The sequence below is a fragment of the Pseudomonas sp. Pmew2 genome, from assembly GCF_058129885.1.
On sequence record NZ_CM176702.1, the window covers coordinates 459,282 to 481,634 of the forward strand.

At 58.5% G+C, this 22,353-nt stretch carries 19 protein-coding genes; 7 read left to right on the forward strand and 12 right to left on the reverse strand.

Translation table 11 applies throughout. The features are described 5' to 3' along the window. Nucleotides 1-36: 36 nt before the first annotated feature. Together tfpB and AC4ANK_RS02155 are read right to left on the reverse strand one after the other, a co-directional pair. Nucleotides 37-1,821: a type IV pilus assembly ATPase TfpB gene (tfpB, locus tag AC4ANK_RS02150; RefSeq protein WP_460384108.1), complete on the reverse strand. Its 1,785-nt coding sequence runs from the start codon at nucleotides 1,819-1,821 to the stop codon at nucleotides 37-39. A gap of 110 nt (nucleotides 1,822-1,931) precedes the next feature. Further along, on the reverse strand, nucleotides 1,932-2,279 hold the full coding sequence (locus AC4ANK_RS02155) for an ACT-like domain-containing protein (RefSeq protein WP_002551537.1): 348 nt from the start codon (nucleotides 2,277-2,279) through the stop codon (nucleotides 1,932-1,934). A gap of 124 nt (nucleotides 2,280-2,403) precedes the next feature. Here AC4ANK_RS02155 and AC4ANK_RS02160 point away from each other — a divergent pair, with 124 nt between their 5' ends. Next, a complete protein-coding gene (locus AC4ANK_RS02160; RefSeq protein ID WP_002551538.1) occupies nucleotides 2,404-2,883 on the forward strand; it encodes an Lrp/AsnC family transcriptional regulator in 480 nt (159 codons plus the stop codon). Between the two features lie 106 nt (nucleotides 2,884-2,989). On the opposite strand, the gene AC4ANK_RS02165 is transcribed toward AC4ANK_RS02160, so the two are convergent. Beyond that, a protein-coding gene (locus AC4ANK_RS02165) for an IS3 family transposase (protein ID WP_095178871.1) occupies nucleotides 2,990-4,365 on the reverse strand; the annotation gives its coding sequence in 2 pieces (ribosomal slippage) (nucleotides 2,990-3,894 and nucleotides 3,894-4,365; 1,377 coding nt in all). Nucleotides 4,366-4,573: 208 nt separating this feature from the next. After that, nucleotides 4,574-5,941 carry a CYTH domain-containing protein gene (locus AC4ANK_RS02170; protein ID WP_002555670.1) on the reverse strand — a complete coding sequence of 456 codons (1,368 nt, stop codon included), beginning with the start codon at nucleotides 5,939-5,941 and terminating at the stop codon, nucleotides 4,574-4,576. A 163-nt stretch (nucleotides 5,942-6,104) separates the two neighbouring features. On the opposite strand from AC4ANK_RS02170, the gene argE reads away from it, so the two are divergent. After that, nucleotides 6,105-7,253 carry an acetylornithine deacetylase gene (gene argE / locus AC4ANK_RS02175; RefSeq protein WP_002555671.1) on the forward strand — a complete coding sequence of 383 codons (1,149 nt, stop codon included), beginning with the start codon at nucleotides 6,105-6,107 and terminating at the stop codon, nucleotides 7,251-7,253. 126 nt (nucleotides 7,254-7,379) lie between these two features. Then, a complete protein-coding gene (gene argA / locus AC4ANK_RS02180) occupies nucleotides 7,380-8,678 on the forward strand; it encodes an amino-acid N-acetyltransferase (RefSeq protein WP_002555672.1) in 1,299 nt (432 codons plus the stop codon). Between the two features lie 106 nt (nucleotides 8,679-8,784). Here the strand turns inward: argA and gshA are convergent, their stop codons facing one another. The 3 genes from gshA to AC4ANK_RS02195 form a co-directional block, all read right to left on the reverse strand. Continuing rightward, nucleotides 8,785-10,377 carry a glutamate--cysteine ligase gene (gshA, locus tag AC4ANK_RS02185; protein ID WP_002555673.1) on the reverse strand — a complete coding sequence of 531 codons (1,593 nt, stop codon included), beginning with the start codon at nucleotides 10,375-10,377 and terminating at the stop codon, nucleotides 8,785-8,787. A 242-nt stretch (nucleotides 10,378-10,619) separates the two neighbouring features. Beyond that, nucleotides 10,620-11,003 carry a PaaI family thioesterase gene (locus tag AC4ANK_RS02190; RefSeq protein WP_002555674.1) on the reverse strand — a complete coding sequence of 128 codons (384 nt, stop codon included), beginning with the start codon at nucleotides 11,001-11,003 and terminating at the stop codon, nucleotides 10,620-10,622. Then, nucleotides 11,003-13,324, reverse strand: coding sequence for a Tex family protein (locus AC4ANK_RS02195; RefSeq protein WP_002555675.1), 2,322 nt, complete (start codon nucleotides 13,322-13,324; stop codon nucleotides 11,003-11,005). Before AC4ANK_RS02195 ends, AC4ANK_RS02190 begins: the two co-directional genes overlap by 1 nt. 299 nt (nucleotides 13,325-13,623) lie before the next feature. Here AC4ANK_RS02195 and ompR point away from each other — a divergent pair, with 299 nt between their 5' ends. Beyond that, nucleotides 13,624-14,364, forward strand: a complete 741-nt coding sequence (gene ompR / locus AC4ANK_RS02200; RefSeq protein WP_002555676.1) for an osmolarity response regulator transcription factor OmpR — start codon at nucleotides 13,624-13,626, stop codon at nucleotides 14,362-14,364. Between the two features lie 163 nt (nucleotides 14,365-14,527). Next, nucleotides 14,528-15,838 carry an ATP-binding protein gene (locus tag AC4ANK_RS02205; RefSeq protein ID WP_031595541.1) on the forward strand — a complete coding sequence of 437 codons (1,311 nt, stop codon included), beginning with the start codon at nucleotides 14,528-14,530 and terminating at the stop codon, nucleotides 15,836-15,838. A gap of 244 nt (nucleotides 15,839-16,082) precedes the next feature. Here AC4ANK_RS02205 and AC4ANK_RS02210 read toward each other — a convergent pair whose 3' ends face one another. The 4 genes from AC4ANK_RS02210 to AC4ANK_RS02225 form a co-directional block, all read right to left on the reverse strand. Continuing rightward, nucleotides 16,083-16,550 (reverse strand): inhibitor of vertebrate lysozyme family protein, encoded by a 468-nt coding sequence (locus AC4ANK_RS02210; RefSeq protein WP_002555678.1) that lies wholly within the window; start codon nucleotides 16,548-16,550, stop codon nucleotides 16,083-16,085. A gap of 2 nt (nucleotides 16,551-16,552) precedes the next feature. Continuing rightward, the gene (locus tag AC4ANK_RS02215) at nucleotides 16,553-16,717 is read right to left on the reverse strand and encodes a DUF1328 domain-containing protein (protein ID WP_002555679.1); all 165 of its coding nucleotides are present in this window, start codon (nucleotides 16,715-16,717) and stop codon (nucleotides 16,553-16,555) included. Nucleotides 16,718-16,774: 57 nt separating this feature from the next. After that, nucleotides 16,775-17,062: a hypothetical protein gene (locus AC4ANK_RS02220; protein ID WP_002555680.1), complete on the reverse strand. Its 288-nt coding sequence runs from the start codon at nucleotides 17,060-17,062 to the stop codon at nucleotides 16,775-16,777. Nucleotides 17,063-17,290: 228 nt separating this feature from the next. Beyond that, nucleotides 17,291-18,130: a BON domain-containing protein gene (locus AC4ANK_RS02225; protein ID WP_002555681.1), complete on the reverse strand. Its 840-nt coding sequence runs from the start codon at nucleotides 18,128-18,130 to the stop codon at nucleotides 17,291-17,293. A gap of 197 nt (nucleotides 18,131-18,327) precedes the next feature. Here AC4ANK_RS02225 and algB point away from each other — a divergent pair, with 197 nt between their 5' ends. Both algB and AC4ANK_RS02235 read left to right on the forward strand, forming a co-directional pair. Continuing rightward, entirely contained in the window at nucleotides 18,328-19,674 is a 1,347-nt protein-coding gene (algB, locus tag AC4ANK_RS02230; protein ID WP_002555682.1) for a sigma-54-dependent response regulator transcription factor AlgB, read from the forward strand. Nucleotides 19,675-19,684: 10 nt separating this feature from the next. Continuing rightward, entirely contained in the window at nucleotides 19,685-21,472 is a 1,788-nt protein-coding gene (locus AC4ANK_RS02235) for a KinB sensor domain-containing domain (protein ID WP_002555683.1), read from the forward strand. A gap of 68 nt (nucleotides 21,473-21,540) precedes the next feature. On the opposite strand, the gene AC4ANK_RS02240 is transcribed toward AC4ANK_RS02235, so the two are convergent. After that, nucleotides 21,541-22,320, reverse strand: coding sequence for an N-acetylmuramoyl-L-alanine amidase (locus tag AC4ANK_RS02240; protein WP_002555684.1), 780 nt, complete (start codon nucleotides 22,318-22,320; stop codon nucleotides 21,541-21,543). Nucleotides 22,321-22,353 lie beyond the last annotated feature (33 nt).

Genomic DNA, 22,353 nt, shown 5'->3' on the forward strand with positions numbered 1-22,353 from the left:
ATGCACAGCCGTCTGGAACAACGCTTTCAACCCTGATCAGCGTTGCTCGCTCTGCGGTGTCACTCGCAGCACTTCCTCAAGTGTAGTCAGCCCTGCCGAGATTTTCTGGGCACCGGACAGACGCAAACTGCGCGTCCCTTCCTTGAAGGCCTGGCGACGCATGGCGGTCAGGTCCAGGTCCGCAGAAATCAATGCCTTGATGTTGTCGGACATGACCATGATCTCGTAAACCCCGGCCCGTCCCCGATAGCCGGTATCGCGACATTCCACACAACCGACCGCCTGATGTGCGCCGGGCGGTACGGGGGCCTGCCATGGGCGGGTCAGGGTTTGCCAGTCGGTTTCGTTCAGATTGATCGGTGCCTTGCAGTGCGGACACAGGGTCCGCACCAGACGCTGGGCCATGACGCCAAGGATGGTCGCCTTGAGCAGGTAATGCGGCACACCCAGCTCGAGCATACGGCTGATGGCGCTGGGTGCGTCGTTGGTGTGCAGCGTCGACAGCACCAAATGCCCGGTGAGTGCCGCCTGAATGGCCATTTCAGCGGTCTCCAGGTCGCGAATCTCGCCGATCATGATGATATCCGGGTCCTGTCGCATCAGCGCGCGCACGCCGACGGCAAAGCTCAGTTCGATGTTGTGCTGCACCTGCATCTGGTTGAAGGCCGGCTCGACCATCTCGATGGGGTCTTCGATGGTGCACAGGTTGACCTCGGAGGTCGCCAGTTTCTTGAGGGTGGTGTACAGCGTGGTGGTCTTGCCCGAACCGGTCGGGCCGGTGACCAGAATGATGCCGTTGGGCTGACGGGTCATTTCCTGCCAGCGCCGCAGGTCGTCACTGGAGAAGCCCAGTTGGTCGAAGTCCTTGAGCAACACCTCGGGGTCGAAGATCCGCATGACCATTTTTTCGCCGAACGCGGTCGGCAGGGTCGACAGGCGCAACTCCACTTCGCGATTCTCGGGTGTGGTGGTCTTGACCCGCCCGTCCTGTGGTTTGCGTTTTTCGGCGACGTTCATCCGGCCAAGGCTTTTCAGGCGGCTGACAATCGCCATGATCACCTGCGCCGGAAACTGGTAAACGTTATGCAGCACGCCGTCGATGCGAAACCGCACGGTGCCCTGTTCGCGGCGCGGCTCGATATGAATATCGCTGGCGCGCTGCTGAAATGCGTACTGGAACAGCCAGTCGACGATATTGACGATGTGCGCGTCGTTGGCGTCCGGCTCCTGATCACTGGCGCCTAGCTTGAGCAACTGTTCGAAATTGCCCATGTTGCTCATTTTTTGCTCAGAGGCGCTGGCACCGCTGACCGACTTGGCCAGCCTGAAAAACTCCATCGCCATGCGTTGAATGTCTGTAGGGTTGGCGACCACACGCTTGATCTGCAGCTTGAGCACATGCGTAAGATCGCCTTCCCAGGAGCGCACGTAGGGTTGGGCGCTGGCGATGGTCACCGACTCGCGGTCAACCGCCACGGCCAGAATCTTGTGGCGCTGGGCAAAGGCGTAGGACATCAGTGGCGTGACCGCCGCGACGTTGATCTTCAGCGGATCGATACGCATGTAAGGCTGGCCACAGGTTTTGGCCAGCCAGGCGGTCAGGGTTTCCACGTCCAGCTTCTTGCCCGGCCGCTTGAGGTCGTCAAACTGCAGCGAAGCGAGAAACTCGAGGGGATGCAGCTGGATGTTCACCGCGCTGCGACGTTGGGTGAGTGCCGTTTCCGCGTCGTCCTGGCCGAGATAGCCTTCGGCAACCAGATCACGCAACACATCATTCAGATCGAGCCAGCGATCCTGTGAAGAGGGGGCCAGGGCTGCCATGTGGGCTCCTTGAGGCACTTCGTCATTGGACGATGAACAAGAGTAGACGCCAAGCGTGACAGCGTTACTCGTTCTATGCGACCGGGAATTGCCGAAGCGGCTAAATTGAGTCAGCCGGTCGCCAGGGCCACGTGCGTTTGTGGGCTGTTCTGCGCGTCGATCTGTTCGACTTCCACGGAGCATACATCGATCAGGTTACGCATTTTTTCGCCGATCACCTGCGCTCTGTGCCAGCTCAGGCTGGCAACTTGCAGGCCGATGAGCAGCGTCTTCTCTTGTCGCGCCACACTGAGCTGGTCGGGAATCAGGTACTGCATTGCAAACAGGTTCAGCACCTGACAAAGCAATGCAGGCTCGGCTGCAGCAACAATTTGGTAGCGCGCACAGCATGCCGCATTGCTGGATGACCAGTTGTCGGGACGCTGCAAGGGGGCGGTAACGGCTTCAAGGTCAGGCATGTGGATACTCCAGAACAGTGGGAAAATCTTTACATGCCAAAAAAGAAATTTCTGGTCCATCATCGTCTGGATTAGGCTTGATTGGACTTGTTAATGCGTAAAAAGCCAATGCGGAAAATTAATTATGCAAACCGAGCTGGACGTTTACGACCGCAAGATTCTGGCGCTGCTACAAGAGGACGCGTCGCTCTCCAGCGCGCAGATTGCCGAGCAGGTCGGCCTCTCGCAATCGCCTTGTTGGCGGCGCATTCAGCGGCTCAAGGATGAAGGGGTCATTCGTCGTCAGGTTGCGTTGCTGGATCGCAAGAAAATCGGCCTGAACACACAGATTTTCGCCGAGGTAAAACTCAACGCCCACGGGCGCTCCAACTTCACCGAGTTCACCGACTCGATTCGTGGCTTCCCGGAGGTGTTGGAGTGCTATGTACTGATGGGGTCGGTGGATTTTCTGCTGCGCATCGTGACGCCGGATATCGAGGCATACGAGCGGTTCTTCTTCGAAAAGCTGTCGCTGGTGCCCGGCATCCAGGAAGTGAACTCGACAGTGGCGCTGTCCGAGATCAAATCCACCACCAGCCTGCCGCTGCTGCGCCAGGGTGGCTGAACGTGCGCTTTTGACCATCCCGCATGCTCAAGATCGGACGCAGAGCGTCCAGAACGGCGTCCCCACGCGGAGTGGTATGCCCCCCGAAGGTTGGACAATTATCCACTTACGCTGCCTTGGCGGCCTGCATCCTGAATTCCACAGGACTCAGGCCGTTAAGCTTCAGTTTTATGCGTGAGTGATTGTAATACTCAATGTACTCTTCGATACCCGCTTGAAGCTCATCCAGATCGTTAAATTTGTTCAGGTAGAAAAATTCGGATTTCAGCGTGCTAAAAAAGCTCTCTATAGCCGCGTTGTCATAGCAGTTACCCTTGCGCGACATGCTGGCTGTGATCGAATTCTCATGGAGCAGTCGCTGGTAAATAGGCATCCGATATTGCCAGCCCTGGTCAGAATGCAAAATCGGCTTTTCATCCGGTCCAAGCCGCGTGAATGCTCCGTCAAGCATTTCGTCGACCATGGAGTACAGCGGGCGCCTGGCAATCGCATAGGAAATGATTTCGCCGTTGTACAAATCCATGATCGGCGACAGATAGAGTTTCTGGCCTCCTACTTTGAATTCGGTCACGTCGGTGGCCCATTTCTGGTTAAGGTATTGCGCTTTGAAATCACGCTTTAGCAGGTTAGGCGCGGCCTTACCTGTTTCGCCTTTGTAGAAACGGTATTTCTTCACGCGTATCAGGCTCTTCAGGCCTAGCTGCCCCATTAGTTTCTGCACCGTCTTGTGGTTCACAAGATGGCCCGCCCTGCGCAAGACTGCCGTGATGCGACGATAGCCATACCGGCCCTTATGCTCGTAGAACGTTGCCTGAATCAGGTCCTTCAGCCCTGCGTATTTGTCGTCTGCCAGCAGTACCTTTTGTTGATAGTAAAAAGTGCTGCGTGCCAGACCGGCAAACTTCAGCAGGCCGTCCAGAGAATGCAAAGGCCTCAGTTCTATTACGATTTGCGCTTTTTCTGCTGCGCTATTCGTTGCTTCTTCTGAACCAAGGCATCGAGCTTTTTTAGATAATCGACCTCCATCCGCAGTTGCTTCACCTCGGCAAGCAACTCGTCACGCGAACGCGATTCATCGTCGACTGGAGCGGAATTCACAGGGGGAAGGGTCGTCGTCATCTTTCTTGGGCGTCCAGCTTTCTCAGGGGGCTTTGAGGAGGCGTTAAGCGCACCTTCGTCAAAAAGGCGCTGCCATAGATTGATGATGCCGAACTGACGGATATCGAACAAGGCCGCTGTCTGGCGCAGTGATAATCGCTCATCATGCATGCGCTTCAAAACAGCTAGCTTGAACTCGTCACTGTAACGCTGCCGCTTTTTCTCTTTAAGAGCCGCTGGGCCGTGGATCTGATAAGCCGCGACCCACTGACGAAGACAGGAAAAGTCCACATCGTGGCGATGCGCAACATCCCTCAACCCTGCCTTGCCGGCACAATATTCTTTCACGGCTGCGAGTTTTGCCTGCACTGTATATTTACCCATGACGCCTCCAAAGGTTGCGTCCAACCTTCGGGGGTCATACCAGAGCGTGGGAACGATAGTTAACCTACGCATCAAGATGACTATCGTGCCAATGCTCCGCGTTGGCATGCAGTTCGTGACGCTCTGCGTCACAAATTTGCGCCGCACCACATGTTCAAGATCGGACGCGGAGCGTGGGGACGATAATCAACGCCACGAAATCCAGCCGTTACAAACGCAACAGGGTTTTCCACGCGCGGCTCTGGAATACGGTGATTGCCTGTTGCACGCGTGCATCAAGGACTTCATCGCTGATGTCCATATTGGCCAGTTCTTCCAGCTTGCGTAGTTCGCCGTACAGGCGGTCCAGCTCCGGCAGCTCAAGCGCGCCGCGTGCCCAGTGCAGCCAGGCCTGAATGCGCTCGATGCGCGGTAGTTGTTCGGCCAGGTCTTCTGGCTGCTGCTGATAGCGGCTCAGTTGCAGCGACGTCGCTTCTTCACCCAGCAGGCGTGGCAGCCAGCTGCTCAACAGCGCAGCGCCCTGACGATTGCCACGGGTATTGCGCTCTGTGGTCCAGCTGCGCGCCAGCAACCAACGCGAAGTGTTCAGCGAGAACTCGCCCCAGCGGGTGTCCTGCAACTCTTCCAGAAACTGCTCGTGGGCGGCACCGCGTACATCGGCATCTTCCTGCCCGGCCTGAACCAGCGGGCGCCAGTCTTCCAGCAAGGCGTCCAGCGAGGTACGCAGTTGCGCGGTCGAGGCCCGTGGGGCGGCCTGGCCAAGGCTGCTGGTCAGGGCACGCAACTCGGCGAGCATCTCGACCCAGTCCTGCAGCAGACGCCAGTGGCCGTTGAAACGGTATTGCTCGGCCAGACGCTGGCTGCTGCCCAGCAGGTGCCAGGCCAGCGCGGAGTAGGCTTCGTCGAGCGGAGTTTCTGCATTCAGTGCGGGTGCTGGCAGGCTCAGCGAGTAGCTGCCGGCATCAAGCAGACGATAACCGCGCTCTGCCTTGCTGATATCGCACGGCATCAACGGCAGCGTTGCAGCCAGCTCGGCGGCCAGTTCCAGCAGCGCGGCAGGTTCGCCTTCGCGCAGTTCAAGCTCCAGCTCGCAGATTTCTTCCTTTTGCTTGCCTGCAACCACCTGGCCCAGGTCCAGCGCGGCTTCGATCACCACTTTGGCCTTGCCACGACCCCAGGCAATTTCGGCCTTTTCACGGATGAAATCGGTGGTGAACAACGGCTTGATGGTTTTCTTGTCCAGCCCGGCCAGTTGCTCGGGCCAGCAATCGCCTTCGAGCTTTTTCAGGTCGAGCTTGGCTTTGCTCAGGTCCCAGTTGTATTCATTGCGCTCGGACAGGCCGGCAACACTTTGCCCGCGCGTCTTCATGGTCTGGATGATCTGATCGCCATCGCGACGGATGCGCAGGGCGACTTTGGCCTGTGCCAGCTCGCCCTCTGGGGTATCGAAATACTGGTTCGACAGTTCAAGGCGCTCCCAGCCACTCTTGTTGCGCTTCTTGAGCAACGGGTGTTCGCGCAGTGCAGCGAGGGTCTCGCGGCTGACGCGGAGTTTGATTTCTGTTTCTTTTTGCATGGCCGGGGGAATCCAAACGCTGATACTGATAAACGGGAGCGCAGCCCATGACTGAACGGCTGCTAAGGCCGTCAGTGTACAGGACATGGCCCGAAACGGTTTATTCCTGGGTTGCTATGGCCCTATGATGGGCCGTGTTTCGTCTTGATTACAGGAAGCGCCCATGCCGTTGCCGTCCATGAAAGACCAGTTCGCCGCCTTGATCGCTGCGCCATCGGTGAGCTGCACGCAGCCTTCTCTGGACCAGACCAACCGGCCTGTCATCGATCTGCTCGCCGGATGGCTCGGGGATCTGGGTTTTGCCTGCGACATCCAGCAGGTTTCCCCCGGCAAGTTCAATCTGTTGGCAACTTATGGCACAGGTCCGGGCGGCCTGGTGCTGGCGGGCCACAGCGACACCGTACCTTTCGACGAGGCGCTGTGGAAAACCGACCCGTTGAAGCTCACCGAAGTCGATGGCCGCTGGGTCGGGCTGGGCAGCTGCGACATGAAGGGCTTCTTTGCGCTGATCATCGAGGCGGTGCGTGGGCTTATTGATCAACCGTTCAAACAGCCGCTGCTGATCCTCGCCACCTGCGATGAAGAAAGCTCGATGGCCGGGGCTCGCGCACTGGCAGAGGCCGGACGTCCGCTGGGCCGCGCAGCAGTTATCGGAGAGCCGACCGGGCTCAAGCCGATTCGCCTGCACAAAGGCGTAATGATGGAACGCATCCACATCCTTGGGCGCAGCGGCCATTCTTCAGACCCCAGCCTTGGCCACAGCGCGCTGGAGGCCATGCACGACGCGATCAGCGAACTCAAAGGCCTGCGTACGCAATGGCAAGCGCAATACCGCAACCCGCAGTTCACTGTGCCGCAACCGACCCTGAACCTGGGCTGCATTCATGGTGGCGATAACCCGAACCGGATTTGTGGCCAGTGCTCGCTGGAATTTGACCTGCGCCCATTGCCGGGCATGGACCCTGAGGTGCTGCGGGCAGCCATTCGCCACAAGCTTGAGCCGCTGGCCGAGCTGCACCAGGTAAAGATCGACTATGCTCCGCTGTTCCCCGAGTGTGCGCCCTTCGAACAGGCTGCTGACGTTGAACTTGTGCGCGTTGCTGAACGACTGACCGGTCATACGGCTGCAGCAGTAGCATTCGGCACCGAAGCGCCTTATCTTCAGCGCCTTGGCTGTGAAACGCTGGTGCTCGGCCCGGGCGATATCGCCTGTGCGCATCAGCCGGGGGAATACCTCGAAATGTCACGTCTGGACCCTACAGTGCGTCTGTTACGTCAATTGATCGAACATTACTGCCTGACTCCCCAGTGAGCCCGGTACTATCAACGTTGAATAAAAGGAGATTGCGCGTGTTGCCAAGCCTGTTCCGACGATAACCACCACACCGTTGTGCGTGCTTTTTCTCTTCGTCCATTTTCTCTACAGGCTCTTGTTGTCATGCCCGAATACGTCAACTGGCTTCGCCACGCGTCTCCGTACATCAATGCTCACCGTGATTGCACCTTCGTCGTCATGCTGCCCGGCGACGGCGTTGCGCACCCTAACTTCGGCAATATCGTCCATGACCTGGTGCTGCTGCACAGCCTGGGCGTGCGTCTGGTGCTGGTGCACGGCTCGCGTCCACAGATCGAAAGCCGCCTGGCCCAGCGCGGCATTACGCCGCGTTACCATCGCGACATGCGCATCACCGATACCGAGACGCTGGAGTGCGTGATCGATGCTGTGGGTCAGCTGCGCATCTCGATCGAGGCGCGCCTGTCGATGGACATGGCTGCTTCACCGATGCAGGGCTCGCGGCTGCGGGTGACCAGTGGCAATGTGGTGACTGCACGGCCTATCGGCGTGCTGGAAGGTGTCGATTATCAGCACACCGGCGAAGTGCGTCGGGTTGACCGCAAGGGCATCAATCGCCTGCTGGATGAGCGTCATATCGTGCTGCTGTCGCCGCTGGGTTATTCACCGACCGGCGAGATTTTCAATTTGGCCTGTGAAGACGTTGCCACGCGTGCGGCCATTGATCTGGCTGCCGACAAACTGCTGCTGTTCGGTGCCGAAACCGGGTTGCTGGACGAGCAGGGCCGACTGGTGCGCGAGCTGCGTCCGCAACAGGTACCTGCGCACTTGCAGCGTCTGGGTGCCAACTATCAGGCTGAATTGCTCGATGCAGCGGCCGAGGCCTGCCGCGGTGGTGTGGCGCGAAGCCATATCGTCAGCTATGCCGAGAATGGCGCACTGCTGACCGAGCTGTTCACCCGCGACGGTGGCGGTACGCTGGTTGCGCAGGAGCAGTTCGAGCTGGTGCGCGAAGCGGCCATTGAGGATGTCGGCGGCTTGATGGACCTGATCACGCCGCTGGAAGAGCAGGGCATTCTGGTACGTCGTTCCCGCGAAGTGCTGGAGCGCGAGATCACACAGTTCAGCGTGGTCGAGCGGGAAGGGCTGATCATTGCCTGCGCGGCGCTGTACCCGATTGCGGACTCGGAGTCAGGCGAATTGGCATGTCTGGCCGTCAATCCGGAATATCGCCACGGTGGGCGCGGGGACGAGTTGCTGGAGCGCATTGAAAACCGCGCCAGAGCGCTGGGTATCAAGACCCTGTTCGTCCTTACCACCCGTACCGCGCACTGGTTCCGTGAGCGTGGCTTCGAGCCCAGCAGCGTCGACCGCCTGCCAAGCGCCCGCGCGTCGCTGTACAACTACCAGCGTAATTCGAAGATCTTCGAAAAGGCGATTTAAGCCTGAGGGTGGACGTAGAGCATCCAGAACGGCATGCGACGCGGAGCGTCGCACGATAAGTATTTTGTGGGAGTGAGCTTGCTCACTCCCACAGTAATTGCGCGTATCAATTGCTGATCGACAGAATGCTCGCCTGATAAGACCCCACGAATGTGTCGAAATCCACCACTTCCTCGGTCGCTTCCAGCTCGGCCTGTTCTTCGATCGAGGTTTTGGCCTGGGCTTCGAAGTCTGCCTGTTCCTGAGCGCTCAGCGGGTGAGTGCGGAAGTATTCGGCGTGGACCTGACTCTGGCGCAGGGAGAACGCGGTAAAGCCCTCGTTATGCGCTTCCATGCTGGCCAGCACCTGAGCAGACGGTGTGAGCGCGGTATCGTCGATCTTTGCCTGTTGCACGGCAATCGACTTGATATGCTCATCGATGCCCTGGGCCTGATCCAGCAGTCGGGCAATCGGTGTGATTTTTTCCAGCAGCTCGGTTGCCCAGGTCTTGAGATCAACAGGGCTGTTGTTGCGCTGCAGGCTCAGGCCCGGACGGCGACCTTCCTTGACCACTGCCAGGAAGTTCGAGCTTGCATTGGAACACTCATGGCTTGCCAGTTGCTGGCTTTCCTCAAGCGCGCAGTACAGCACGAACGCATCGATGAAGCGTGATTGCTCCAGGCTGATACCGGTAGGCAGGAACGGGTTGATGTCCAGGCAGCGCACTTCAACGTACTGCACACCACGGGCCACAAGCGCCTGAATAGGGCGCTCGCCGCTATAGGTCACACGCTTGGGGCGAATGTTGGAGTAGTACTCGTTCTCGATCTGCAACACGTTGGTGTTCAACTGAACCCACTCGCCGTTCTGGTCATGAGTGCCGACATCGACGTAAGGCTTATAAGGCGTGGCCACGGCCTTGCGCAGGCTGTCGGTGTAGCTGACCAAGTCGTTATAGCAAGGGGTCAGGTCGGCCTGGGCGTCGCTTTGATAGCCCAGATCGCTCATACGCAGGCTGGTGGCGTACGGCAGATACAGTGTGTCGGCGTCGAAATGTTGTTCCAACTGATGTTTGCGGCCGCGCAGGAAGCCCGCATCCAGCGCTGGTGAAGCACCGAACAGGTACATCAGCAGCCAGCTGTAGCGGCGGAAGTTGCGGATCAGCGCGATGTAGGAATGCGATTGGTAGTCGCGCGCGTCGCCAGCGAAGTCTTCGGTCTGCTTGAGCAGCGCCCAGGCGTCCTCCGGCAACGAGAAATTGTAATGAATGCCAGCGATGCACTGCATGGTCTTGCCATAGCGCAGCGCCAGGCCTTTGCGGTACACGTATTTGAGCTTGCCGATGTTCGACGTGCCGTAATAGGCAATCGGTATGTGCTCTTCATCGGGCAGCGGGCATGGCATCGACGGGCTCCAGAGCAACTCGTCGCCCAGCTTGCTGTAGGCGAAGCGATGGATCTTGTCCAGGCTATCGATGGTCTCGGCCGGGTTCTTCAGCGCAGGCGTGATGAACTCCAGCAGCGATTCGGAATAGTCGGTCGTGACCTGACCGTTGGTCAGTGCAGCACCCAGAGCTTGCGGGTGAGGCGTCTGTGCCAGTTCTGCGGTTGCGGTAACGCGCAGGCACTCGCGCTCGATACCGTGCAGGCACTGCTCCAGCAGAGAGAGGTTGTTGCGCTCGCCGAGCAATGCAAGACGACGGTTTAAAAGTTCGCTCAAGGTGTAATCCTTCACGCATCGGTCGCCCCGATATGGGGGTGGACTTGACGGTCTACAAGGGTGAAGAAAGGAACTGGCGTAGTCGCCTGGTTGGTCTGTAGCGCCTGTTCACAATCACTGCTCTATGTCGTACCACCCAAATGGACTCGGCACCACGCTAATGGTGCCGAAATTAACCTAAATGATGTCGATACGGCTAGGTTCTGTTCACAGTGATTGCTTTCATCAGCCTTTATCGCAGTCTAGATGAGTGCGAATGTGCCCTGGGCTTTGGCGACGAGTTTGTCGCCCTGAACGACTTCAGCCTCGACCACCAGCGTGCGGCGACCCGCGTGCAGCACCTTGGCGATGCACAGGACTTCTCCCTCGGAGACGCCACGCACGTAGTTGATCTTGCACTCGATGGTGACACTGCGCTGGTCGAAACCGTGGGAGCTGGAGCAGGCCAGCCCCATGGCGATATCGACCAGACTGAAGATTGCCCCGCCGTGCATCACGTTGCCGCGATTGCGCAGATGCGCCTCCAGCGGCAACGCAACCTCCGCCACGCCCTCGTCCAGACGCCGCAGTTCGCAGCCGAGCATCTTGAAGTAGGCACTTTGGGTCAGATCTTCAGGAATATCCATCAGCGCTTCTTCAACTGCTTGGCATTGGCAAACAGCGAAGCCATTGCGTTGTTGATGGGCGCGGGTGCCGTGGTTTCCTTGCGTGGAGCGCTGTTCTGCTGGCGAGGCGAGGAGCCTGGGCGTGCACCGCGTGCACCGTCGACCTTCTCGCCGGGCGTGTCGCTCATGCGCATCGACAGGCCGACGCGTTTGCGCGGAATGTCGACTTCCATGACCTTCACTTTCACCACATCACCGGCCTTGACCGCCTCACGCGGGTCCTTGATGAACTTCTCGGACAATGCCGAGATGTGTACCAGACCGTCCTGATGCACGCCGATATCGACGAACGCACCGAAATTGGTGACGTTGGTGACCACGCCTTCGAGAATCATGCCCGGTTGCAGGTCCTTGAGTTCTTCGACACCGTCCTGAAACTCTGCCGTCTTGAACTCCGGACGCGGGTCGCGACCCGGTTTTTCGAGTTCCTGCAGAATGTCGGTCACGGTCGGCAGACCAAAGGTCTCGTCGGTGAATTTCTTCGGGTCCAGGCGTTTGAGAAAGCTCGCATCGCCAATCAACGAGCGAATATCGCGGTCGGTTTCTGCCGCAATACGCTGCACCAGTGGATAGGCTTCCGGGTGAACGGCAGAAGAGTCCAAGGGGTTGTCACCGGTCATCACGCGCAGGAAGCCTGCGGCCTGTTCAAAGGTCTTTTCGCCCAGACGGCTGACTTTCTTCAGCGCTGCACGCGTCTTGAACGCGCCGTTTTCATCGCGATGCGCAACGATGTTCTGCGCCAGTGTGGTGTTAAGGCCGGAAATCCGCGCCAGCAACGCCACCGAAGCGGTGTTCACGTCCACGCCAACAGCGTTCACGCAGTCTTCAACCACCGCGTCCAGGCCGCGCGCCAGTTTGAGCTGCGAGACGTCATGCTGATACTGACCGACACCGATGGACTTCGGATCGATTTTTACCAGCTCGGCGAGCGGGTCCTGCAAGCGACGGGCGATGGAGACCGCGCCACGGATCGATACGTCGAGGTCCGGGAATTCCTTGGCGGCCAGTTCCGACGCGGAATAAACCGATGCGCCTGCTTCGGAAACCATGACCTTGGTCATTTTCAGACCTGGGTATTTTTTGATCAGGTCAGCGGCGAGCTTGTCGGTTTCGCGGCTGGCGGTGCCGTTGCCGATAGCGATCAGATCGACCGAGTGCTTGGCGCACAGGGCAGCCAGCACGGCAATGGTCTGATCCCACTGGTTCTTCGGCACATGCGGGTAAACGGTCGCGTAGTCGAGCAGCTTGCCGGTTGCGTCCACCACAGCGACCTTGCAGCCGGTGCGCAGGCCCGGGTCCAGACCCAGTGTGGCGCGCTGGCCAGCCGGGGCGGCGAGCAGCAGGTCGTGCAGGTTATGGGCGAAAACGTTGATGGCTTCGGTCTCCGCGCCGTCGCGCAGCTCGCCCAGCAGGTCGGTTTCCAGGTGGCTGTACAACTTGACCTTCCAGGTCCAGCGCACCACCTCTGCCAGCCATTTGTCTGCAGGGCGGTTCTGGTTCTGGATGCCGAAGCGTTCACCGATCATCAGTTCGCAAGGGTGCATGGCACCCGGCAGTTCTTCACCGACTTTCAGTGCGGAGCTGAGAAAACCTTCGTTGCGGCCGCGGAAAATCGCCAGAGCACGGTGCGAAGGCATGCTCTTGAGCGGCTCGTCATGTTCGAAGTAATCGCGGAACTTGGCACCTTCCTCTTCCTTGCCCGGCACCACGCGTGCGCTGATTACTGCTTCCTGTTTGAGGAAGCTGCGCAGCTTGTCGAGCAACGATGCGTCTTCGGCGAAGCGCTCCATCAGGATGTACTTGGCGCCTTCCAGCGCAGCCTTGACATCGGCCACGCCTTTCTCGGCGTCGACAAAACGGGCTGCTTCGGCGTCCGGGGTCAGGCTCGGGTCGTTGAACAGGCCGTCGGCCAGCTCGCCCAGGCCGGCTTCAAGGGCGATCTGGCCCTTGGTGCGACGTTTCTGCTTATAAGGCAGGTACAAATCTTCAAGGCGGGTCTTGGTGTCGGCCAGCTTGATGTCGCGAGCCAGCTCCGGGGTCAGCTTGCCTTGCTCTTCAATGCTGGCAAGAATGCTGACACGCCGGTCATCCAGCTCACGCAGATAGCGCAGGCGTTCTTCCAGATGGCGCAATTGCGTGTCATCAAGACTGCCGGTCACTTCCTTGCGGTAGCGGGAAATGAAGGGCACGGTCGAGCCTTCATCCAGTAGCGCTACGGCCGCTGCGACCTGTTGTGGGCGTACGCCGAGTTCTTCGGCGATGCGGCTGTTGATGCTGTCCATAAAACCACCTGGAGTTGTGAGCAAAAAACTGGGCTATGTACGAATTGCCTTGCCTGAATATCGTCCGCCAGCATTTATTTTCAGCGCTGGCGAACCGCCACAAGGCCAGCGTTGCCTGACTTTGAGGGCGGCGCATTATACCCGGCGAAGGCGGATTAGGGGATCGGCCGACAAATGTGGTCTTTTTTCGGCGAAAAAGCCTGCACAAGTGCCGCCTTCAGTAAAATCTGCTAACAATGCACAAGGTGCGCATCACCGCAGCTACGCCATAATGCGCCCCGAGATCAGAGGAGCATCCGATGAGCAGCACCGCACAAAATGCTGAAGGCGAAAAAATCCTTATTGTCGATGACGATCCGGGGCTGAGCAGTCTCCTGGAGCGTTTTTTCACCAGCAAGGGCTACCGGGCCCGGGCCGTGGCAAACGTGGAGCAAATGGACCGACTATTGGCCCGCGAGGTGTTCAACCTTGTGGTGCTGGACTTGATGCTGCCCGGAGAAGACGGCCTTTCAGCCTGCCGTCGTCTGCGAGCCGCGAACAATCAGGTGCCGATCATCATGCTGACCGCCAAGGGCGATGAGCTGAGCCGCATCAAGGGGCTCGAACTGGGTGCTGACGATTACCTGGCCAAGCCGTTCAACCCGGACGAGTTGATGGCGCGGGTCAAGGCTGTTCTGCGTCGTCAGGCTGCGCCTGTACCCGGCGCGCCCGGCAGTGAAGACGAGTCGGTCAGTTTCGGCGACTACGAGCTGTCCCTGGCAACCCGCGAACTCAAGCGTGGTGACGTGGTGCACATGCTGACCACGGGTGAATTCGCGGTACTCAAGGCTCTGGTCATGCACGCTCGCGAGCCGCTGACCCGTGACAAGCTGATGAACCTGGCCCGCGGCCGGGAGTGGGATGCGCTGGAGCGATCCATCGACGTACAGATCTCCCGTCTGCGTCGCCTGATCGAGCCGGATCCTTCCAAGCCCCGCTATATCCAGACCGTCTGGGGCGTAGGCTATGTATTCGTTCCGGATGGTGCCGGTAATCGCTGATAAGCCGGTTGTCAGCACAGAAGTCCGTCATTCCCGCCAGTTACGTCGATAATCTCTTTCAAGGTTATCGGCGTACTGGTTTTTTGCGTTCGTCCATCGGGTCCGGCCCGCGTTCGGCAAACCTGCGAGCCTCGCTCGCCTTGCAAAGTGTATGGCTGCAGTTATGAAGACTCCGCTCTGGTTTCCGCAAAGCTTTTTCTCTCGCACGCTCTGGCTGGTGCTCATCGTCGTGCTGTTTTCCAAGGCCCTGACGCTGGTTTATCTGCTGATGAACGAAGACGTGCTGGTCGACAGGCAGTACAGCCACGGCGTTGCGCTGACGCTGCGCGCGTATTGGGCTGCCGATGAAAACGATCGTGAGGCGATTGCCGAGGCGGCCGGTCTGATTCGGGTCGTGGGCGGTGGCGTGCCGGAAGGTGAGCAGCACTGGCCATACAGTGAGATCTACCAGCGGCAGATGCAGGCCGAGCTGGGTGCCGACACGGAAGTGCGTCTGCGTGTGCACGCACCGCCCGCGCTCTGGGTCAGGGCGCCGAGCCTTGGGGATGGCTGGCTGAAAGTACCGCTTTATCCGCACCCGTTACGCGGCCAGAAAATCTGGAGTGTGCTGGGCTGGTTCCTGGCCATCGGGTTGCTCTCCACAGCGTCGGCGTGGATTTTTGTGCGTCAATTGAATCAGCCGCTCAAGCGTCTGGTCTTTGCGGCTCGACAGTTGGGGCAGGGGCGCAGCATACGCTTGCCGGTCAGTGACACACCCAGTGAGATGACCGAAGTCTATCGGGCCTTCAATCAGATGGCCGAAGACGTCGAGCAGGCAGGGCAGGAGCGCGAACTGATGCTGGCTGGCGTTTCCCATGACTTGCGTACACCACTGACGCGTCTGCGCCTGTCTCTGGAACTGATGAACGACAATGAGTTCTCCGAAGGCATGGTGCGGGATATCGAGGACATGGATGCCATTCTTGACCAGTTCCTGGCGTTCATTCGCGATGGGCGTGACGAAGAGATTGAAGAAGTCGATCTGGGGCATCTGGTGCGCGACGTGGTTGCACCCTTCAATAACGATGAAGACAGCATCCGTCTGTGTCTGGAACCGATCCCGCCCTTCCCGCTAAGGCGCGTATCGATGAAGCGTCTACTGACCAACCTTATCGGCAACGCCAGGCATCATGCCGGTAACGGTATCGAAGTAGCCGCTTATGTATCCGGTGACAGAAATGCGCCGTACGTAGTGTTGAGCGTACTGGACAGAGGCGCAGGTATCGATCCATCCGAGCTTGATACCATCTTCAACCCGTTCATTCGCGGTGATCGCGCACGCAGTGGCAAGGGGACCGGCCTGGGGCTGGCTATCGTCAAGCGCATCGCTGCCATGCACGGCGGCAACGTCGAGTTGAGGAATCGTTCGGGGGGTGGCCTGGAGGCGCGAGTGCGCTTGCCTTTAGGGCTGATGCTGCCGAGGGACGCTATCTAGAAAGAATCGTAAAGGTCATAAAGCGCCGTGCGGGTCATGGAGGATGTTCGACAGGTCGACGCATTCTTGAGGACTTGCACGGCAGCTTGCCTGACCCGGCCCTTGGCGGAGGTACTCCCTGTACCCCTAGGTCACGCCGATCCATTCGATCAACGCATCCCGGCCCCTTGGTCATGCGCGCACCTTCCTCAGGCCGCACAAACAAGAGAGGTATCGGCTTCTGAAGCCGATACCTTCTTCTGAATCAATACCAGTTCGGGTCTTTGCGCAGCTCTTCATTCAAGAGCTTTTGCATGCCCTCGTCAGGCTTACCCAGGTAGCGGTAAGTCGCGTGACGAGTTGGTGATTTATCCGCAGGCAAGCCCGCAGGTACTTCAACCAACATGGCGTAAGCATCTTCCTTGTCGAGGCTGAAAGCCACGATCAGGCGTTTGCTTTTGCACGTATCGGCAGTTTCGCAAAGCGGCCCGACAAGATACTTGTCACCGTCTTCGGTGGCCGCTGTCATCTGCTGCTCGGAAGCTCCGGACAGGTTAATCACCCAATCCGGCAACCGCTCTTCCTTCTTGACGACCTTCGCCCAGGTTGTGCGGTACTCGGGAGCGGAGCTTAAAAGCTCGTTGACCCGAGACTGTCCATCATTGGCTGCCATGACCATGGCGCTGCCGCCCATCAACAGGGCGGCGGCCATTGTGCGAAATGACGTGTGCATTATCAGCCTCGACCGCGACGACCGAAGAAGAACGACACAACGAACATCACCAGGAAGACGACGAACAGGATCTTGGCGATACCGGTAGCCGTGCCCGCGATACCACCGAAGCCCAGTACTGCAGCGACAATGGCGATGATCAGAAACGTGATTGCCCAACTCAACATGGTGATACTCCTTTTTGGTGCCGTTTTAATGTGAATGCTGCGATTTTTCAGGTCGGGTCAGAAAACCCATTTTTGCTGCGGTGCGACTTCATCTACAGACACCAGGCCATCGACAGGGCGAAGGCTCGAGGACGCATCCTTGACCGCTGGGGCGCTTACGCCGCGGTAAGAAATGCTGCTGGTCTGGATGAATTGCTGTCTGGCTTGAGTTGCTTCGTTGGCTTGATTCCAACGCTGGAACTGCTGAATGGCGATCAGAGTGACAAGCAGTGCAAGGAGTAGAAAAAGACCTTGCTGAATGTGCAGGGGAGAGATACGCAATTGTGCAATACGCTGGCTGTTCATCTGCAAACTCCCCTGGCCTGAGTGGGCATTCAATCTGATGGGTCGTTGTATATCGACCTTGTTGAATGGGTTATTGCAGACTGCATGCCAGTTTGTTGGTGTAATTTAAATCCTTTAAAATCAATGGCCTGCGGAGTTTTGCAGAGGCGTCCTACCAGCAAGCTGCACGATTACACCTTTGTAATCGTGCGTTCTGCACGAAGCGTTCAGCGTTGTGCGCCTGGGCGATCAGCCTGCGCTACGCGCCATGACCTTCAGAGCGTCGCCATTCACTCCCTTGACGCCACGAATGTTGCGCGCGATTTCCACAGCCAGTTCCTTCTCTGCAAAGTTGGCAACCACGCCGTTCAGGCTCACCACACCGGCTTTGGTATCCACTTTGATGTTGAGTCCGTCCAGCGTCCGGCTGTAAATCAGGCTCGCCTTCACCTTGCTGGTGATCCAGGCGTCGCTCATTTCCTCGGTCGGGGTCAATGTCTGGGGCTGGGTCTTGGCAGCGATCGAGTCGGCTGCGCTCAGGCTGATCAGGTTGTTGACGCTGATCACCCCGTCAGTATTGCTTGCCAGGCTGCCCGCCAGCTCTTTGGCCTCGGGGCTTTGCGCGCGACCTTTGAGGGTGACCACGCCATTTTTGCTATCAACATCGATGGTCAGCGCTTCAGTCACGCTGCTCCACAGCAATTTGGATTTCACCGTCGCGACCAGCGTGGCATCTTCGAAGCGCTGGGCCATGTTGGTTCGCGTACCAGGCTCGCTGGCAACGGCAGGGTCTACCTCCAGCTGGTTGTCGACCTTTTCGATTCCTTTGGTATCCAGCGCAATGCGTTCGGCCAGCTCACGATCAACCTCGTTTTCAACCTTGCCCTTCAGAGTCGCAGTGCCCTGGTCGACGTTTACATCGATCTTGAACGGGCTCAGATGTTTGTTCAGCGCGAAAGCTGTCCAGATCGAACCTTCCTGATGCGCCTCGGCGAGTTGGGTGGGCAAATCAGGTTGGGCGAGTACCGGGCCGCTGCCAAGCAGCGCAGCGGCGGCGGTGATCAGAGCGATCTTTTTCAGTGAAAACATATGAGCGTTCCTTTTGAGATGGGATTTCGTCTCCGAGTGGACGGCTTTAACGACATAAACGCGGATTAATCAGGCTGTTCGCCATTGGGCGTTCAGAAAGCTACCATGCATGCCGAAGAATCAATCAGAATTGACCATGCAACTTGCCCGATGATTCCGAGACTAACTGAGACAATTCATTAAGGAGCGTAGGAAAAATGGAAGCAGCCACTGAGAATCAGGGCCGTATTCTGCTTGTGGACGATGAGTCCGCCATCCTCCGCACTTTCCGGTACTGTCTGGAAGACGAAGGCTACAGTGTCGCCACTGCCAACAGCGCAGCCCAGGCTGACACGCTCATGCAGCGCCAGGTTTTCGACCTGTGCTTTCTCGATTTGCGTCTGGGTGAAGATAACGGCCTGGATGTACTGGCGCAGATGCGTATTCAGGCACCGTGGATGCGTGTGGTCATCGTGACTGCACACTCTGCGGTCGATACGGCTGTTGATGCCATTCAGGCGGGCGCAGCCGACTATCTGGTAAAGCCGTGCAGCCCCGATCAGCTGCGTCTTGCTACCGCCAAACAGCTTGAAGTGCGCCAACTGTCTGCTCGCCTTGAGGCACTGGAAGGCGAGGTTCGCAAGCCCAAAGACGGACTGGATTCCCACAGTCCTTCGATGATGGCCATTCTGGAAACTGCCCGCCAGGTTGCCGTGACCGATGCCAACATCCTGATTCTGGGTGAATCGGGGACCGGTAAGGGCGAGCTGGCACGGGCGATTCACGGCTGGAGCAAGCGGGCAAAGAAGTCCTGCGTCACGATCAACTGTCCATCGCTCACCGCAGAACTGATGGAAAGCGAACTGTTCGGCCACAGTCGCGGGGCCTTCACGGGTGCGAGTGAGAGCACTCTGGGCCGTGTGAATCAGGCGGACGGCGGCACACTGTTCCTCGACGAGATCGGCGATTTCCCGCTGACGCTGCAACCCAAGCTGCTGCGCTTCATTCAGGACAAGGAATACGAGCGTGTGGGTGACCCGGTTACCCGACGTGCCGATGTACGTATCCTGGCCGCCACCAACCTGAATCTGGAAGACATGGTGCGCAGCGGGCGCTTCCGTGAGGATTTGCTGTACCGCCTGAACGTGATCACTCTGCATCTGCCAGCCCTGCGTGAGCGCAGCGAAGACATCCTGACCCTGGCGGACCGGTTTTTGGCGCGCTTCGTCAAGGAGTACGCTCGCCCGGCTCGAGGGTTCAGTGAAGAGGCCCGTGCAGCGCTGCTCAACTACCGCTGGCCTGGCAACATTCGTGAACTGCGCAACGTCATCGAGCGTGCCAGCATCATTTGTCCGCAGGAGCGTGTGGAGATCAGCCACTTGGGTATGGCCGAGCAGCCGACGAACAATGCGCCGCGTGTCGGCGCCGCCTTGAGCCTGGACGAGCTTGAGAAAGCACACATCGGAGCCGTGCTGGCGACCAGCGAAACACTTGACCAGGCCGCCAAGACGCTGGGTATCGATGCGTCGACGCTTTACCGCAAACGTAAACAGTACAACCTGTGAAAGGCCTCAAATGAAGCTGGCCATGAAACTGCGCACCCGCCTCTTTCTGAGTATCTCGGCACTGATCACCGTTGCTTTGCTCGGACTGCTGCTGGGGCTCGTCAGCGTCATGCAAATGGCCCGGACTCAGGAATCACTGATCCAGCATAACTTTGCCATTCTGGATCTGGGTTTGAAGCTGCGCCAGAACCTGGGTGATCAACTGGTGTTGATGACGGGTGCCAACCGCGATCAGGCTGAGCTGGAAAGAATCCAGAGTCAGTTTGAAGAGCTGCTGGAGGAGGGCTCGGTACAGGATACCCAGCAAAACGTACGCAATGGTTTCGAAAAGACCAAGGGCGATTACCGGCAATTCATCGATACCTGGAAGCAATACGGTAACGATGTGCGAGGCATACGCGGCGTACCGCAGCTGAGTGACAGCTTCGACAACCTGCGTAACGGCTTGCTGGCTGTACATCGCAAGGCGTTGGAGAACATCAGCAGCGCCGAAATCAACTCCCGTGATCGTGCACTATGGATCGCGGGCTTGCTGGGGCTGGTCGGGCTGGCGGTGCTATGTATCGGCTTTGTGACTGCGCACGGTATCGCCCGGCGTTTCGGTGCGCCGATCGAGGCGCTGGCCAAGGCTGCCGATCGCATCGGAGAAGGGGACTACGAAGTCACGCTGCCCATTTCGTCGGCCGCCGAGATGAATCTGTTGACCCGGCGATTCGGCATCATGGCCGAAGCCCTGCGTCAGCATCAGGCGACCAATATTGATGAATTACTGGCTGGCCAGCAGCGTCTGCAAGCGGTTCTCGACAGTATCGACGATGGTCTGCTGATGATTGACCGCCAAGGGCATCTGGAGCACTTGAACCCTGTGGCTCAGCGTCAGCTCGGCTGGGACGAGAGTCGCCTCGGGCAGAGCCTTGGAGATGCGTTGGGCCGACCTGAGCTGGATGAGCAATTGCATCTGGTACTGCGTGGCGGGACGCTGGAGCGTGCTCCGGAAGACCTGGCCATCGAAATCGACGGTGAATCGCGCCTGCTGACCTACAGCATGACGCCGGTCAGTCATACCAAAGGCCATATCCTCGGCGCGGTGATGGTGCTGCATGACGTCACCGAACAGCGTGCTTTCGAGAGGGTGCGCAGTGAGTTCGTCCTGCGCGCGTCGCATGAGCTGCGTACGCCTGTCACGGGTATGCACATGGCATTCGGTCTTCTCCAGGAGCGCCTGCATTTCGCCCCCGAAACCCGTGAGGCCGATCTGCTCAATACGGTCACCGAAGAAATGCAGCGCCTTATGCAGCTCATCAATGACCTGCTGAATTTCTCGCGTTACCAGAACGGTCTGCAGAAACTCAAACTGGCACCGTGCTCCATCGAAACCTTGCTCGAAGAAGCCAGAGCGCGATTCGAGGACAAGGCCCTTGAGCAGGACATCGTACTGATGCTGGATATGCAGGAACCCATGCCGCGCCTGCATGCCGATCAGTCCCAGCTGGAGCGGGTGCTGGACAACCTGCTGGACAATGCGCTGCGGCACACGCCACAGAACGGTCTGATTCGCCTGCAGGCCAGGCGTCATGGCGAGCGGGCAATCATCAGCGTTGAAGACAACGGTGAGGGCATTGCCTACGGGCAGCAGGGACGAATCTTCGAACCCTTCGTGCAGGTCGGTCGCAAAAAAGGCGGTGCCGGACTCGGGCTGGCGCTGTGCAAGGAGATCGTTCAGCTGCACGGCGGGCGCATGGGGGTCTATTCAAGGCCCGGGCAGGGCACGCAGTTCTATATGGCGTTGCCGCTTTGACGGCACGGCCTTGAAGGCGCTGCCTGTATGCCCTTCATAAGAGCATCAAATATCAGGTTGTGCCCTGATTAATTGACGCGGTTAAGCACCTGCAGGATGGCTGCGCTCTGTGCATCGGGTTCGCCGTCGAAGCGCGCGGGGCGGTAGTGCATCTGGAATGCCGCCAGCACCTGACGCGTGGCGGTGTCGAGCTCTCCGGTCTGCGGGGTGCTGTAACCCAGACGTGCCAGTTGTTGCTGGAACCAGCTAATACTTGGCAGGTTGGTTGCCAGCAATGCCTGATGCTGGGCAACGAGACGTTCGTCAGGCCAGATGCCGAGCCCTTCGGCAGCAAGGCGCTTCCAGGGGAACAGCGGGCCAGGGTCCTGTTTGCGCGTCGGCGCTATGTCGCTGTGGCCGATGATGTGTTTTGGATCGATTTTGTTGCGTTTGACAATGTCTTTGAGCAGTACTGTGATCGACTGGATCTGTGCTTCAGTGTAGGGGTACCACAACCGGCCTGCCGGTGTGTCCTTGAAGCCGGGGTTGACGATCTCGATGCCGATCGAGCTGGAATTAAGCCAGGTACGGCCTTCCCATTCGCTTTCGCCAGCATGCCAGGCGCGGGCGCTTTCATCGACCAGCTTGTAGATAGTGGCCTTGCTGTCATCGCCAATCAGATAGTGGCTGCTGACCTCTCCATGGGTCAGAAGCTGGAGGGATTTTTCCATCGAGATCGAGGTGTAATGCATGACCACGTACTGAACCCGGCCATCGAAGTTCACCGATGGATGGCTGGTGTCCAGCCTGGGGCCGCTGGCGCAGGCAGTGAGGATGAGCAGCAGAAAGGCAGAGAAATACAGTTTCATGGGATCGGCAGCGTCAGCGGGAAATGCAATATC